Raw genomic sequence first — 14,205 nt, forward strand, 5'->3', positions numbered from 1 at the left:
TCACAAGAACGATCTGAGGAGGATTCATATGGTAAAGAAAACAATGGGGATCTCGGTTATGGTTGCGCTTGCAGCAGGCTTATTGGCTGGCTGCGGCGGCAATACAAACAACAATGCGAATCCAGACCCGGCCAACACCAGCAAACCGGTTAATTCCGCGAATTCGGGTACGGAACCTGTGGACGAAGCCGTTACGATTAAGGTGGTAGGCTGGTCGCCAGGGGAACAAATCGCGCCGCTGATTGAAGAGTACAAGAAGGTGAAATCCAATGTGACCGTGGAATATATGCCGCTCGTTGACAATTCCGACTCTGTTGCAGGCATGCAGAAGCTTGATCTGCTGGTTGCCTCCGGCGATAAAATCGACGTCGCATTCCTGCCGGGAACCGGCGATTATTCCAAACGGGCCAGTCTGGATCTGCTTGCGCCGCTCAATGATATGATTGCGGCTGAAGGCATTACCCTGGCAGATGAATATATTGTCGATCCTTCCATTAACGGCAAGGTTTACGCGCTGCCGGATACGTATGAGAATTATTTTGTCCTCCTGAACAAGGATATGCTGGATAAAGCAGGATTGCCGATTCCGACAAAATGGACTTGGGACGAGTATCTCGAATATTCGAAGAAGCTGTCCAACGGGGAGGGGGCAAATAAAGTATTCGGCACCTACTTCCACTCCTGGCCGATGTACTTTGAGCTGGGTCTGATTAATCAGCCGAAGGACAATAATCTCATCAACAACGGCGCGCTGAAAATTGACAGCGCAGAAATCCGTAAATCGCTTGAAATTCGCGATCAGGCGGAGAATGTGGACAAAAGCGCGATTCCTTATTCCGATACGATCTCCCAGAAGCTCGCTTACCGTTCGGTTTATTTCTCCCAGAAGGCCGCGATGATTGTGACAGGCAACTGGATGATCACCGATGCTGGCGGAACGGAAGAGTTTCCGGCAAATTTTGTTTCAGCGTTTGCGCCCATGCCGTCCAATTCGGCGGACGCCCCTTCCGGACTGAGCCCGGCAAACGGCAACTTTATGGCGGTACTGAACAAGTCGGAGCAGAAGCAGGCTGCTTATGATTTCATCCGCTGGTATACAACCAAAGGGGAAGAGATCAACAATGGCTACTCTGCCTGGAAAAAACAGGATGTGGATAAATTTATTGCCGCTGTCAAAGAGAAAGCAAAAAGTCCGGACAAAATCGATGCGGATTCCTTATCCTATGTCATCAAGAACAGCCCGACAGCCCCTATGACGATACCGCCGGCTTTTCAATCCGAGCTGGATGAGGCTTATGTGAAGGAAGCGGAGAAGTTTATTCTCAAACAGCAGGACCTGGAGACCACGATCAAAAACGCCAATGCGGCTCTGCAAAAAGTCGCCGATGCCAACAAATAAGATCTGGTTTCTATGTTAGAATAAGATAAGCTTGGCATCCTTTCCCGATCCAATGCGATTGGCCGATTTCGGGAAAGGATGCTTTTCCTGACTAAAGCAGATTTCATCCGGCTGCTGCTTCCATCATTATATGGGCCATGCCTGCAAACACGATCTGTAATCCATTGCAACAGGGGGTAATCATGGCCGGCTATTTCCGCAATAAAAGCTGGAGAAGGAGTCTGCGTTACAAGCTTGTCGTTACTTCCGTGCTTTGTTTGCTGCTGCCTTCTTTGCTGACCTTGTGGGCAAGCGATTATTTAACAAGAAATATCGTCCGTGCCCAGGTTGTGGACAATGAGCGAAAAGCGCTTGAACTGACGGATGTTTATATTTCAGGCTTGTTCGATAATATGATCCGCATCTCCAATTCGATCCTGTTTGAGAATGATATTAATATATCCTTGAAGGAAATCTGGCAGCGCAGCCGCTCCAACCAGCAGGATTATGCGAAGGATACATTATCGGCCAAATATTATATTAACAAGAAGCTCGAAAATATCGCCTATGCCATGGATAACGTAACGATCGCGCTGATGACGACCGAAGGCCAATATTTTACCAACACGCCGAATCTGGACGATGCATTCAAGCCTTCCGAAATTGTCCATGAACCTTGGATGCAGCGGGTAAAGGAACTTCCGGCCTTTAAAGTGGATTGGGTAGGCTTGATAAGACGCCCTCATGATTCCGGCCGGTCGGGTGACCCTTTCTCCATCGCCATCGCGCGTAATTTGCGTATGTCCACCAATGAAACCTATGCCTATCTAATTGTCAGCATACGGGAAGACCAATTGAGCCAAATCTTCTATCACGACAGCAACGAGCGGCAGGAAACGCTCCTGCTCGACGAGCAAGGTACGATCATCGCCAGCAAGGATACCAGGAAGATCGGCAGCCCATTTGTATTCAGCAGAAAGGAAATGAATCCGGATTCCGGCATCGTTCAATACGATAAGGAAGCGTTTCTTCTGAGCAGGCACAGTTTGCCGTTCGGCGGCTATGAGCTGGTAAGTCTGAAGCCTTACAAGGAAGCAGTCAATCAGATTCATACGGTTTACAGGCTTAGCTTTGTGATCCAGATCGCAGCCGTGCTGCTTTTTCTCATTCTATTTATTTATATGATCCGGCAGTTTACCAAACCTGTTATGAAGCTCGGACAAGTCGCTTCGCAGGTGGAAGGCGGAAACCTGTCGATCCGCTCCAATATCCGGGGACAGGATGAAATCGGTCATCTGGGAAAAATGTTCGACCAGATGCTCGAAAGCGTCGAATGGATGATGGCGGAGGTTACCAGAGAGCAAACGCAAAAGCGCAAAGCGGAGCTGGCCATGCTTCAAGCCCAGATCAATCCGCATTTTCTCTTTAATATTCTGAATTCCATCCGACTTCGCATTCTGATGAGAGGCGACCATGAGAATGCCGAGCTGTTATCGTCGTTATCGGGTCTGCTGCGCATGACTATCCAGCGGGACGACGAATGTATGCCGCTGCACGAGGAACTGCATATCGTGGAGAAATATGTAGAACTGCTTAATTTCCGGCAGCTTGAGAAAGTGGATCTTGAAATCAATGCGGCATCGGATTGCCTGGCTGTTCCGATTCCCCGGTTCCTCCTTCAGCCGATTATTGAAAACGCTTATATTCATGGCCTGGATCAGAGCGCAGGCCGGATTCGTATCAGCGCCCGTCTGACAGGCACGCTGCTCGCGATCCGGATTGAGGATAATGGAAAAGGGATCGCTTATGAAAAGCTTGAGTTGCTTCGTCAGGAGATGAGCCGGGTCCGTGATGCGAGTCCATCCGTGCAGTCTGCAAAGCTGTCGAGCATCGGACTGTCCAATGTCTATGAGCGGATGTATCTGTTATACGGCCGTCAATTTAAGCTATCTATTGACTCCAAGCCTGGTATCGGGACGATGCTGCAAATCAACGTCCCCATCCGTATTTCACAATAATCATGCAACAAGGGGGTGAGCGGCTATGTATTCCGTCATGCTGGTGGACGATGATTTCCCGGTGCTGGAGTTTCTCTCCAACATGATCCCGTGGCGTGAGCTGGGACTTGAACTCCATTCCGCTTGCAAGAACGGAGCCGTCGCTCTGGAGAAGGCGGTGATCCATCCTCCGGATATGGTAATAACCGACATAGGCATGCCGCAGATGGACGGCATTCAACTGATCGCAGAGCTAAAGCAGCTCAAGCCGGATATCCGCGTTGTCATATTATCATGCATGGATGATTTCGGCTATGCCCAGAAAGCAGTCCGGCTGCAGGTGCATGATTATATGCTGAAGGAAACGATGAACCAATCCCAAATGTGCGAGCTGTTGTCCAGACTGCGGAGAGAGCTTGATCATGAGAAACAGCTCTCTGCGCAGATGGACAATATCAGAAGCATCAATGTCGAGAATGAATGGGCGTTCAAACAAAAACTGCTCCATAGGATGCTGCAGCCTGCCGGGAATACCGGTAGTCCGGGATGGATCCTGGAGGCGCAGAGGCATGGCATCGAAATGCAGGGCAAAAACTATTTGCCGGTCATGTGCTACATGAATCGGGACGTAGAGCTACCTCAACAATATCTGCAGGATTCGCCGATGATGGTGGCACTCATGGCCGCGGTCGAAGAATTGCTGCAGACGCAGCCAGGTGTTCTTGTCCTGCCTAACCATGAGAGGGAATATATCCTTCTGCTCCCCTATCGCCGGACATTAAAGGAAAATGCCTATGAAACGTTCAGTCCCCTCATTCAGGAGCTTTGTGTGCAGCTTAAAAACCAGCTTGGCGCCGTCACGACCTGCATCTTCGGCCGTGCAGGAAACGCTCCGCAAACGCTGGGCACCGAAGTTTCCCGGCTGCTTGCAAGTGCCGGGTCGCAGCGTTTCTATCTGGTTGAAGGCGGCGTCTATAATGATGCTGCGCTAGCCGGGTTTACCAGTGAAGATTTATACAAGCATTATGCGGACGCTTCAGGTGAAATCCGCGATGCGTTTCTGGAGGAAGATGAGGAGAAGCTGGATGAGCTAGTACTCCACTGGATGGGGCTGATCCGCAGCAGCCGTCATCCTCCGGAAATGGTCAAGGAATGGACGCTAAAGATCCTTTATGACATCCAATCCAGACTGCAGGTTTTGCAGCATTACCAGACCACCTTTTCCATGGAAGTGCTCCATAAGGCGATCGGAGAAATCAGCACAATGGACGAGCTGGTTGTCTGGATACGGAAGTTCTTCCGCGAGCGGCTGCCGCTTGTACGGTTGATTTACAGCCAATCCAGACGTTCGGAAATTCTGGAAGCGCAGCAGTATGTAACCAAACATATCCATTTGAAAATCACGCTTGAGGAAGTAGCGGATATGCTGCACATCAACTCCAGCTATTTCAGCCGTCTGTTCAAAAAAGAAACCGGTGACAACTTCATTCATTATGTCACCTTTGCCAAAATGGAGCGGGCCAAAGAACTGCTGGGAAAAACCAATATCAGTGTGGAGAAAATCGCCGAGCAGCTGGGCTACGATAATAAAAGCTATTTCACCAAGCTATTCAAGAAGCATACTGGCACAACACCTGGTGAATATAGAGGAGCTTGATACCTTGGGAGGGATCAACACGGTCATGGTACAACTCATACCCATCGCGAACATCGAGTTAGAGGCTGCGACAAGCCTGTGGAATGACGAACTGGGGAGCGAATTTCCCATGCGCCCGCAGCTGCTTCGTCAAAGCTGGACGGAAGACCGCAATGTATCTGCTGCGGGTTCCTGGGCAGCCATAGATGAAAGCTGCAACCGGCTTGCCGGTTTTGTCGTTGCCAAAACATGGAACGACCCGTCGGAGGGCATTTCTTTTCCTTCCGAAGGGGGCTGGATCAGCGTTCTGCTTGTCCATTCCGACTATCGGAGGCAGGGGATTGGCAGCCTGCTGCTTCATAAAGCGGAACAGGCTCTAAGGGAGGCGGGCGTAGTCGACGTTCATCTGGGCAATGATCTGCACAGGCGGCTGTTCCCGGGACTGCCCGTACCAAGCCAGGCAGCTTCCGCCTGGTTCGAGAGCAAAGGCTACCGCTGTACGGGCAGCCTGCAGGACTTGCTGTGCCAGTACCGGAAGGATGAACCTGTTGTGACGCCGGATTTCGAAGATATTTCCATACGCTTGCTGAGGGAGGATGAGCATGGGCGCATCCAGCGCTTCATGCATGAGCATTTTCCGGGAAGATGGGATTATTCCACGCGTGATTATTGGAAAGCAGGCGGGAGTGGGCGGGAGTTCGTCGTGATGGAAAAGGCTGGGGAGCTGATCGGATTTTGTCGTATCAATGACTCCGCTTCGCCGCTGCTTGCGCAAAATATTTACTGGTCGCCGCTTTTCGAGGGGGAGCTGGGAGGCGTTGGGCCGCTCGGCATAGACAGCGCCTATCGGGGAAGAGGTTATGGCGCGGCTATTGTCCAGGCGGGCATAAGTATCCTTCGCGGCCGCGGCATAGGTAATATCGTCATCGACGCCACGCCGATTGCCGCCTTTTACGAACAAATGGGCTACCGCATATGGCGTACCTATAACCTGTACAGCAAACATCTGTAAACCTGTCGACCAGCGCTGCGGCACTAACAAGCCCGGCCTGCCCCTCCAAATTGGAACTGGAGGAAGACCTGCCAGGCTTCTGGTAAAATAATTTTCTGAAATTTCTATGGGAAGAATTAAACCGTTTATGGTGCGTATGCTTCTGCGGCAACTCTTATAGCTGGACGTTCAATAATTTCCGGCGAACGGGCTTTGGGGGATGATTTTCCGGTCAGGGGCCTGCCCCATGAAGCGGTTCCTTCTCTCCCAGGTCAGATCGGCATCCTTGCGGGCCGCTTCCACATTGCCTTCATAAGCCGTATCCACCACCCATTTCTTGCCGAAGCCTGCATGAACGACTTCATCTGCCCAATCGAAATCCTGAAAGGTGGTCATTAACGGGTCTTTAGCGGTATCCCGGGCGAATTCCCATTCCTCCCGCTTGCCCGGCGGGTACTTCATAGCCGCCTGTTCAATCGCGACTGTCAGATGCACATATGCTTCTTCGGGACCGAACAGGTTTTTGGAAACTTCATAGAAGCCGATCCAGTTGGGAGCTTCATACACATCATAACCGAGCTTCCGCAGCGCCGCTTCGCCGAACCAGGAATGCCGGACTTCATCCCATAAATGCCGGGCAGTATCCAGGTAGAAAGCCCAAGGTCGGCCAGTTGTCTCAAACAGCACATAAGCAACGCCTTCGGCCGGCGACATCTCGAAGTAACGGGAGTACATCATCATTTTGAAGCGCCCTTCGTCACTATCTTCAAAATGGATGTCCTTGAATTTGGTGACGGAGGACGTGTAGCGGCTGTCGCGCGGACTATGGTCCGGCAGGACAAAAGGATCGGTGAGGAATTCGTCGGAATCCGGCATTTCCGCGGCTGGTCCGGTCCCATCCGCGCCACCGCCTGCGGCCAGCAGCCTTGCTAGATAAACGTTCCGCTGCTGCAGGAAGTCAAGCTCATCCTTGCCGGCGGATGAGGATAGATGGGCGATCGCTTCCCGGCCCCAGGCGATTTCATCCTCTCTGTCGAGAAGCTGGTGTCGGAGGATATGCAGCGTAGGCTGGTCTACGATAGGCTGGGCCGCTTCCATATACCGGCTGATTGCTTCTATCTGAGCCGGTTTAATAACCTCAAAAAGGGCACTCAGCAGTTCCAGTGTGCCGGGGGAGTCGAGTACCGCGTTCATGAGAGCATCCAGCACGGGGCCGGGACTTTTGTCAAACGCGGACGACCCCATACGAAGCTGCTTGCAGCGGCCGCGAAGCTGATCATGATGCACGGCGTCGAGCCATGACACGCGGGCCAGAATGCCTTTGATCTCATATTCCGGACAGGCGATCATCCGACCTGCGGCAATCCGCATGATTTTTCTGTCAAAATAAGCGATATGGCGCAGCCGTTCAGCCGATTCGGCGACAGACAGCCCGACTTTGTCCCAATCCTTGATGCCCATAAATGGATCCAGCATGGCGCAATATTCCTCCTCGTGCATATATAGTGACGCCCGATAATGAGGCGATTACCCATAAGATTAGCGGATTAAGGATGAAAAGGACATTCACCAAAGCACATGTTTTTTACACGATTTGGTCTATCTTTCAGCTATCATCAAGGGAAAGACCCCCTGTGGGAAGGAAGGTGAAAAGCATGGCTCTTCAGATTGAAGAATTGAAGCTATCCAATGCTTACGGTAAAGTATTCTGCGAGCCGGGCTGGCGGTGGAATACGGTCGGTCGTCCTTTTGAGGATTTTGACCTGTGGTATGTTTGGAGCGGAGAAGGGGATTTGATCCTGAACGGGGTGCGCGGTCCCGTCTCGGCTGGCAGCTGTTATCTGTTCCGGCCCGGGGATGAAACAGTGGGCAGGCATGATCCGGAGTCGCCCCTCACGGTGTCTTTTATTCATTTTCAAATGCCCCATAGCCTTGCAGGATGTTATCCGTCTTTTCATCAAATTAAAGACCGGCTTACGTTTGAAACCTACTTGACCCGTTATGCCCGTTCTCTGATGGAGAAACAAAGCCGAAGCGAAACGGAGGCCCTTCATCTGCTTTTCCTGCTGCTGCTTCAGTTTGCGGACGAAGGAACAAGTGAAACCGATACGGGATTGAATGAAAATCAAGAGCTGCTGTCAATCATTCATGAATCGGCCGGCTATATCCGCCAATTTCCAGGCATGAAGCATACAGTGGCCTCATTGGCCGAGCGTGCGCGTTTGTCGGAGCGGTATTTCTCCCGCAAGTTCCGTGCGATTATGGGCAGGACGCTGGAAGCTTATGTGATCAATATGAAGATTGAACGTGCCGAGCATCTGCTTCGTTATTATGGGATGAACGTCAGCGAGGTTGCCGATGCCCTGGATTACGGCAGCGTTTATTACTTCAGCCGCCAATTCAAGCAATACAGGGGTATCGCGCCGTCAGAGCTGCGCAAGCGTTAAAGCCGTATACCGGATTAGTCACTTTTTGAGCAGGAAGAAAAATTAAGTGCTAATAACTTGCAGGATATGCGGTTAATCTGTCAAATTATTTAATGAATCCGTCAATTTATTTTTATTTTAAGTTGTTATAGTTTAATAACATTCATACAAATGCATTTGAGGAGGCGTTTGAAATTGCTTGGAAACCGCTTAGGCGTTCTGACCGATGAGGTTTCGGTAGTATTGGAGGAAGCGTTGGACTGGATTGCGGCTCAAGGGCTGTCGCATGTGGAGCTGCGTGTCATAAATGGAAGAAATATAGCGGATCTGGAGGATCATGAAGTGCGCGAGGTTCGCTCACAGGTAGAGAAGCGCGGACTTTATATCTCCGCAGTCGCATCGCCTTTGTTTAAATGCAGACTGGATGCCAGCCGCACGGTGTCTTCCGGAGATACTTTCGGACAAAAGGAAGAAAGCGTCGAAGCGCATTTCCGCAAATTGGATCGCGTCATTGAAATCGCTCTCATGCTGGGTGCCCCGCGGATCCGCATATTCTCGTTCTGGAGAGAATTGCAGCCGGAGCTGTACAGCAAAGAAATTGCGTCGCATCTCAAAAAAGCAGCCGAGCGCGCAGAGCGCTCCGATGTTGTCCTGCTGCTGGAAAACGAGCCTTCCTGCAACGCCGGATTTGCCGAAGAGGTCGCCGATATCGTTGAAAGGGTTGATTCGCAAGCTTTGCGCGGGTTGTGGGATCCCGGGAATGAGGCCTACGGCGGGAGGGAAGCTTATCCTCGCGGTTATGAGAAGATCAAAGGTGCGATAGGTCATGTTCATCTGAAGGATGCATATATTGGTGCTGACGGATTGCCCCGGTGCGTTCCACTGGGTTCAGGCGATGTTCCGGTGATCGCACAACTGAAAGCTCTGGAAGAGGATGGATATGAAGGGCTGTATACCATTGAAACGCATTTCATTCCAGCGGGCGGTTCCCAGATGACCGGCACGCGCATGACGCTGGATGCCTTGCGTGCCTTACTTGGCGAGGTGAGAAGATAATATGAAGCAGTGGCGAATCGGGATCATCGGCTGTGGAGGTATTGCAGGCTTCCATATTCAGGCGATTCGGGAGATCGGACACGCGAAGCTGATTGCCGTATCCAGCCGCAGCCGGGACAAGGCCGAGACAATAGGAAAGCAGGAGAATTGCGATTGGACGGATGATTACAAGGAGCTGCTGGACAGGCGCGATATCGATCTTGTGTCGGTAACGACGTCCAGCGGCAGCCATTATACAATTGGCCGGGAAGCTCTGCTGGCTGGCAAGCATCTGGTCATTGAGAAGCCGATGGCGATGCTCGAGACCGAAGCGGCCGAGCTGATCGCCATCGCTGAAGCGAACGGACTGACGATATCGGTCATCTCCCAACGACGGTTCGAGCCCCAGCATCAGCTTCTAAAACGTCTTATGGAGCAGAACAAGCTGGGAAATCTGCTGTTCGCCGAGGTGTCGGTTCCTTACTACCGTTCGCAGGATTATTACGACAGTGCGGCGTGGCGCGGTACGATTCAAGAGGATGGCGGTTCATTGATGAACCAGGGCATTCATTCCATTGATCTGCTGCTTTGGCTCGTTGGACAGCCAGTCGCTGTCTCCGGTAAAATCGCCACTCAATCCCATCAGATCGAAGCAGAAGATATGGGGGTCGCGATTGTTACCTTTGCCGGCGGCGCAATCGGTACGATCATGGCCTCTACCAATATTAAGCCGGGTTTCCCGGCAGGCATTAATCTTTATGGAGATAAAGGAACGGTTAAAGTCAGCGGCAGCGATATTATCCATTGGTCAGTGGAAGGGATGGACGAGCCGGAGCTCGGACTGACCGGCCAAAGCGGCGGGGTCTCCGATCCTCTGAGCATTCAGCATATCTATCATCAGCTACAATATGAGGACATACTGGATGCGCTTGCGAGTAGCCGCGAGCCGCTCGTAACCGGAAGAGACGGCATGGCAAGCGTTCAATTGATCCGTAAAATCTATGAAAGCTCGAAGCTTGGCCGTGAAATGCGGCTGGATGAGCCTTCGACAGACATCCGGAGGGATTCTTGATGAAAATAGCAATGTTCAGCGGCGCATTAATCGAATACAGCATCCACGAAGCGCTTCAGATCGCCCAACGCATCGGCGTTGACGGCTTGGAGATTGCCGGCAATGAGCCTCATTTTTCGCCAACGACCAGCAGCTTGCGGATCAAGGAAATCAAGCGGCTGGCCGACAATCTGGGACTCGCAATTCCCGCTATCGGCGGTTATGCGGGAAGATTCTCTGAACTGGGCGATGCGGATTGCGAACGGGAATTCGAGAATATCCGGCGCATGCTGCCCAAGGCAGCGGAACTTGGAGCGTCGCTCTTCCGCGTTCAGACGGGAGGACCGAACGGTTTTCTGGCACAGGAGTATCACTATCAGAAATCAGCCCATTTTATTGACAGATGCGCCGAGGAAGCGCAGCAGTACAATATCCGTATCGCGCTTGAAATCCATAACCAGTCGATCATTGAGACGACAGATGACTGCAGCCGACTGCTGAAGCTCATCAAACGGGATAATGTCGGCTTTATTCATGACGCGGGGAACATGTATATTACGGACACCGATTACGGCCGTGATTCCGTTCTTCGGCTTGGCAGCCGCCTGTTCCATGTGCATGTAAAGGATGAGCTGCGGATACCCGAGGCAGGAGATCCAGGCACGTTCACCAATTTGACGCGGCATGGCCAGGAAGCCTTTGTCCAGTGCAGGCTTGGCGACGGAGGCGTCGACCATCAGCCTTTGTTTGCGGCACTTGAAGAGACAGGGTATGATGGCTGGGTTACCTTGGAGTGTTTCGCTCCTTACCCCATCGAGGAGCGGTTTCGGCATGACTTTAAGGAAGTGCGCAGCTTGCTGGCCAGCAAATCCTGAACATACAGCTTAACGAGGAAGAGGAGGATGTATAGATGAATCGGGAACCTTTAAAAGTCGGTATTATCGGACAAGGCCGGAGCGGCCGGGACATTCACGGGAACCTGCTGGTGCGGATCCCGGGCTATTACCGGATCGCGGCTGTCGCGGACGCGCTTGCGGAACGCCGGGAGCGGGCAGAGAAGGAATACGGCTGCCGGTCCTATGAGAGCTGGGAGGCAATGGCGGATAACGAGCAGCTGGATCTGATCGTGAACGCCTCGCCAAGCGATCAGCATTACAGCGTCTCGCTGGAGCTGTTAAACCGTGGGTTTCATGTACTGTGCGAGAAACCTTTGGCTAAAACGCCGGAAGAGGTTGACCGTCTGATCGCTGCATCGCAGCGTTCAGGCAAGATACTGGCTGTATTCCAGAATTCGCGTTATCAGCCTGCTTTCGTACAGATCCGGAAGGTTATCGCATCAGGCGTTCTGGGAAGAATTGTTCAAATCGACCTGACCAGCAGCAATTTTGCCCGCAGATGGGACTGGCAGACGCTGCAAAGCAATAATGGGGGAAATCTGATGAATACAGGACCGCATCCACTGGACCAGGCCCTTCAGCTGTTCGGCGGCGATACTACGCCCAATGTCACCTGCATCATGGACCGCGCCAACACCTTCGGCGATGCAGAGGATTATGTCAAGCTGCTGCTGCATGGGCATGGCCGCCCCACCATAGATATTGAAATTTCCTCATGCAGCAATTTTCCCGGCGAAGCTTTTGTGATCCAGGGAACGCATGGCGGTCTGCATGGCGATACGCGGCGGTTGGAATGGAAATATTACCGGCCTGAGGAAGCGCCGCCCCAACAGCTTGTCAGAGGACCGCTATTAGATTCGAATGGCATGCCGGCTTACTGCAGCGAACAGCTCAAATGGCATCAGGATGCCTGGGATCTGAACATGGAGGTGGGCAGATCGGCATTCGATCATATGACGGAGCAGGTTTATCGGATGCTGTACCGGACATTGACAGAAGGGGCTCCGCTTGAAATTACACCGCTTCAGGTAAGAATGCAAATGGAAGTGATGGAGGAGTGCCGCCGCCAGAATCCGCATATCTATCGTTTGGACTCGAATCCTGCAGATACGGCGGATCTCGTCTGACCACAACGATGTGAAATAGATATTGACCGAGCCGTCCCATAAAAGGATTGCTTTCTACTCTGCCATTGTGTAAAATAGTGGAAATTTAACTTTGAAGGAGTGGGAGTATGGGGTGGAATCTCAAGGGTTATAAGAGATGGACCTTACCTGTATCCCCCTTTTTTAATGAAACACTAAAGCGCTCCATGCTTTAGTGTTTTTATTTTGTTCGGTTCGTAAAGATTGTTGCTATTCTTCATCTCTCACAGCTTTTTCATTTCATGCAGAACGTACTTTTCCTGAATCCAGGGAAGACATTACAGAGGGGGAAAACTAGTGGTTGACATCATAGTTAGACGAAAATTTAAAGTTATTGGCAAGATGGGGGAGGGACTTGCCAGAGAAGGTCCTGTTTGGATACCGCCATTATGGAAAGAGGCAAACAGTAATTTTGCTCTGAAATAAGCAGTCTTGTAAAATTGAATTCTGATGGTAGTATTGCTGGGATTTGGGGTGCTATGAGTGATGTGGATGGAAAGTTTGATAGGTGGAAAAATGAGGGGAAATACCTAGCGAGGTGTGAAGTTTCAGATGACGCTGAAGCCCCGAATGGCTGGGTTAAATGGTCCATTCCATCATTTAAATATGTTGTGGTTAAGTGTAATCAAAATTCCTATAAAGAAATATTTAATCATATCATTGAAAAATATTTACCTGATCATGCTTACACATTGGTTGGAGCCGTTCAAGAATTTTATGACCCAAAAGATAATAACGGAGAATTGTCTTTATTTTTCCCTATTGAGAAGATCTAGCACTTTATACGATACCGCCTATTGAACCCCTCTATTAGATTAACGGGTTGATATGAAGCCGTATCACATAAAGCAACAATATTTTAGAAAAGAGCCTATTATTTTGTTCGGGAGGCGGGATTCCATGAGCATGTACAGAAGAGTACTGATTAAATTAAGCGGCGGCGCCATTGCCGGACAAAATGAGTTTGGATTTGACCCTATGAAATTAAATCATATTTCGGATGAGATCATGTCCGTGCTGGAGATGGGAGTTGAGGTTTCCTTAGTCATTGGGGGAGGAAATATATTCCGAGGCAGCATGGCCGAGAGCTGGGGCATTGAAAGAGCAGAGGCGGATAACATTGGGACGTTGGCTACGGTGGTCAACAGCCTGATGCTAAGGGGAGTGCTGAAAGCCAAAACGGATAAAGAAGTCAGGGTAATGACGGCCATACCGATCAATTCGGTCGGTGAGCCCTATATCCGGTTAAGAGCGATTCACCATCTGGAGAAGGGGTATATCGTGATTTTTGCGGGAGGCAACGGGCAGCCGTTTGTCACCACGGATTACCCTTCCGTACAGAGGGCGATCGAAGTGGATTGTCATGCTCTGCTTGTAGCCAAGCAAGGGGTAGACGGTGTTTACGACGGTGACCCGAGGCAGAAGCCGACGGCCAGGAAATATAAATCGCTGCATTACAATGACGTCCTTCATCATAATTTAAAGGTCATGGACCAGTCCGCGTTCATTTTAGCCCGCGATTATCATTTGCCCATCCATGTATTTGACTTCGATAAGCCTGGGGCTATGAAAGAAGTTTGTGAAGGTAAGCGCACGGGGACGATGATCAGCGGTCATTCCATTCTGGAGATGGAAGAGAGCTGATTGGGA

General features: G+C 51.0%; 12 protein-coding genes. 11 read left to right on the forward strand and 1 reads right to left on the reverse strand.

The window, feature by feature from the left end; all coding sequences use genetic code 11:
• The first annotated feature begins 28 nt into the window (after positions 1-28).
• The 4 genes from IEY46_RS06425 (at position 29) to IEY46_RS06440 (ending at position 6,023) form a co-directional block, all read left to right on the forward strand.
• Positions 29-1,399, forward strand: a complete 1,371-nt coding sequence (locus tag IEY46_RS06425) for an ABC transporter substrate-binding protein (protein WP_188990235.1) — start codon at positions 29-31, stop codon at positions 1,397-1,399.
• A gap of 182 nt (positions 1,400-1,581) precedes the next feature.
• Positions 1,582-3,396, forward strand: a complete 1,815-nt coding sequence (locus IEY46_RS06430; RefSeq protein ID WP_188990237.1) for a sensor histidine kinase — start codon at positions 1,582-1,584, stop codon at positions 3,394-3,396.
• Between the two features lie 25 nt (positions 3,397-3,421).
• Entirely contained in the window at positions 3,422-5,032 is a 1,611-nt protein-coding gene (locus IEY46_RS06435; protein WP_188990239.1) for a response regulator transcription factor, read from the forward strand.
• A gap of 4 nt (positions 5,033-5,036) precedes the next feature.
• On the forward strand, positions 5,037-6,023 hold the full coding sequence (locus tag IEY46_RS06440; protein ID WP_229750103.1) for a GNAT family N-acetyltransferase: 987 nt from the start codon (positions 5,037-5,039) through the stop codon (positions 6,021-6,023).
• Between the two features lie 168 nt (positions 6,024-6,191).
• On the opposite strand, the gene IEY46_RS06445 is transcribed toward IEY46_RS06440, so the two are convergent.
• Positions 6,192-7,478 (reverse strand): hypothetical protein, encoded by a 1,287-nt coding sequence (locus IEY46_RS06445; protein WP_188990242.1) that lies wholly within the window; start codon positions 7,476-7,478, stop codon positions 6,192-6,194.
• A 179-nt stretch (positions 7,479-7,657) separates the two neighbouring features.
• Here IEY46_RS06445 and IEY46_RS06450 point away from each other — a divergent pair, with 179 nt between their 5' ends.
• The 7 genes from IEY46_RS06450 (at position 7,658) to pyrH (ending at position 14,199) form a co-directional block, all read left to right on the forward strand.
• Positions 7,658-8,449, forward strand: coding sequence for a helix-turn-helix domain-containing protein (locus IEY46_RS06450; RefSeq protein WP_188990244.1), 792 nt, complete (start codon positions 7,658-7,660; stop codon positions 8,447-8,449).
• Positions 8,450-8,623: 174 nt separating this feature from the next.
• Complete coding sequence (locus IEY46_RS06455; RefSeq protein WP_229750104.1) at positions 8,624-9,484, forward strand: sugar phosphate isomerase/epimerase family protein; 861 nt, start codon at positions 8,624-8,626, stop codon at positions 9,482-9,484.
• Position 9,485: 1 nt separating this feature from the next.
• Entirely contained in the window at positions 9,486-10,535 is a 1,050-nt protein-coding gene (locus tag IEY46_RS06460) for a Gfo/Idh/MocA family protein (protein ID WP_188990248.1), read from the forward strand.
• Complete coding sequence (locus tag IEY46_RS06465; protein ID WP_188990250.1) at positions 10,535-11,389, forward strand: sugar phosphate isomerase/epimerase family protein; 855 nt, start codon at positions 10,535-10,537, stop codon at positions 11,387-11,389. The genes IEY46_RS06460 and IEY46_RS06465 overlap by 1 nt, the downstream gene beginning before the upstream one ends.
• A 35-nt stretch (positions 11,390-11,424) precedes the next feature.
• Positions 11,425-12,537, forward strand: coding sequence for a Gfo/Idh/MocA family protein (locus tag IEY46_RS06470; protein ID WP_188990252.1), 1,113 nt, complete (start codon positions 11,425-11,427; stop codon positions 12,535-12,537).
• A 458-nt stretch (positions 12,538-12,995) separates the two neighbouring features.
• Positions 12,996-13,331, forward strand: a complete 336-nt coding sequence (locus IEY46_RS06475; protein ID WP_229750105.1) for a GyrI-like domain-containing protein — start codon at positions 12,996-12,998, stop codon at positions 13,329-13,331.
• 124 nt (positions 13,332-13,455) lie between these two features.
• Positions 13,456-14,199 (forward strand): UMP kinase, encoded by a 744-nt coding sequence (pyrH, locus tag IEY46_RS06480; protein ID WP_188990254.1) that lies wholly within the window; start codon positions 13,456-13,458, stop codon positions 14,197-14,199.
• The last annotated feature ends 6 nt before the right edge of the window (positions 14,200-14,205 follow it).

Source organism: Paenibacillus nasutitermitis (genome assembly GCF_014641075.1).
Lineage (GTDB): Bacteria > Bacillota > Bacilli > Paenibacillales > Paenibacillaceae > Paenibacillus_Z > Paenibacillus_Z nasutitermitis.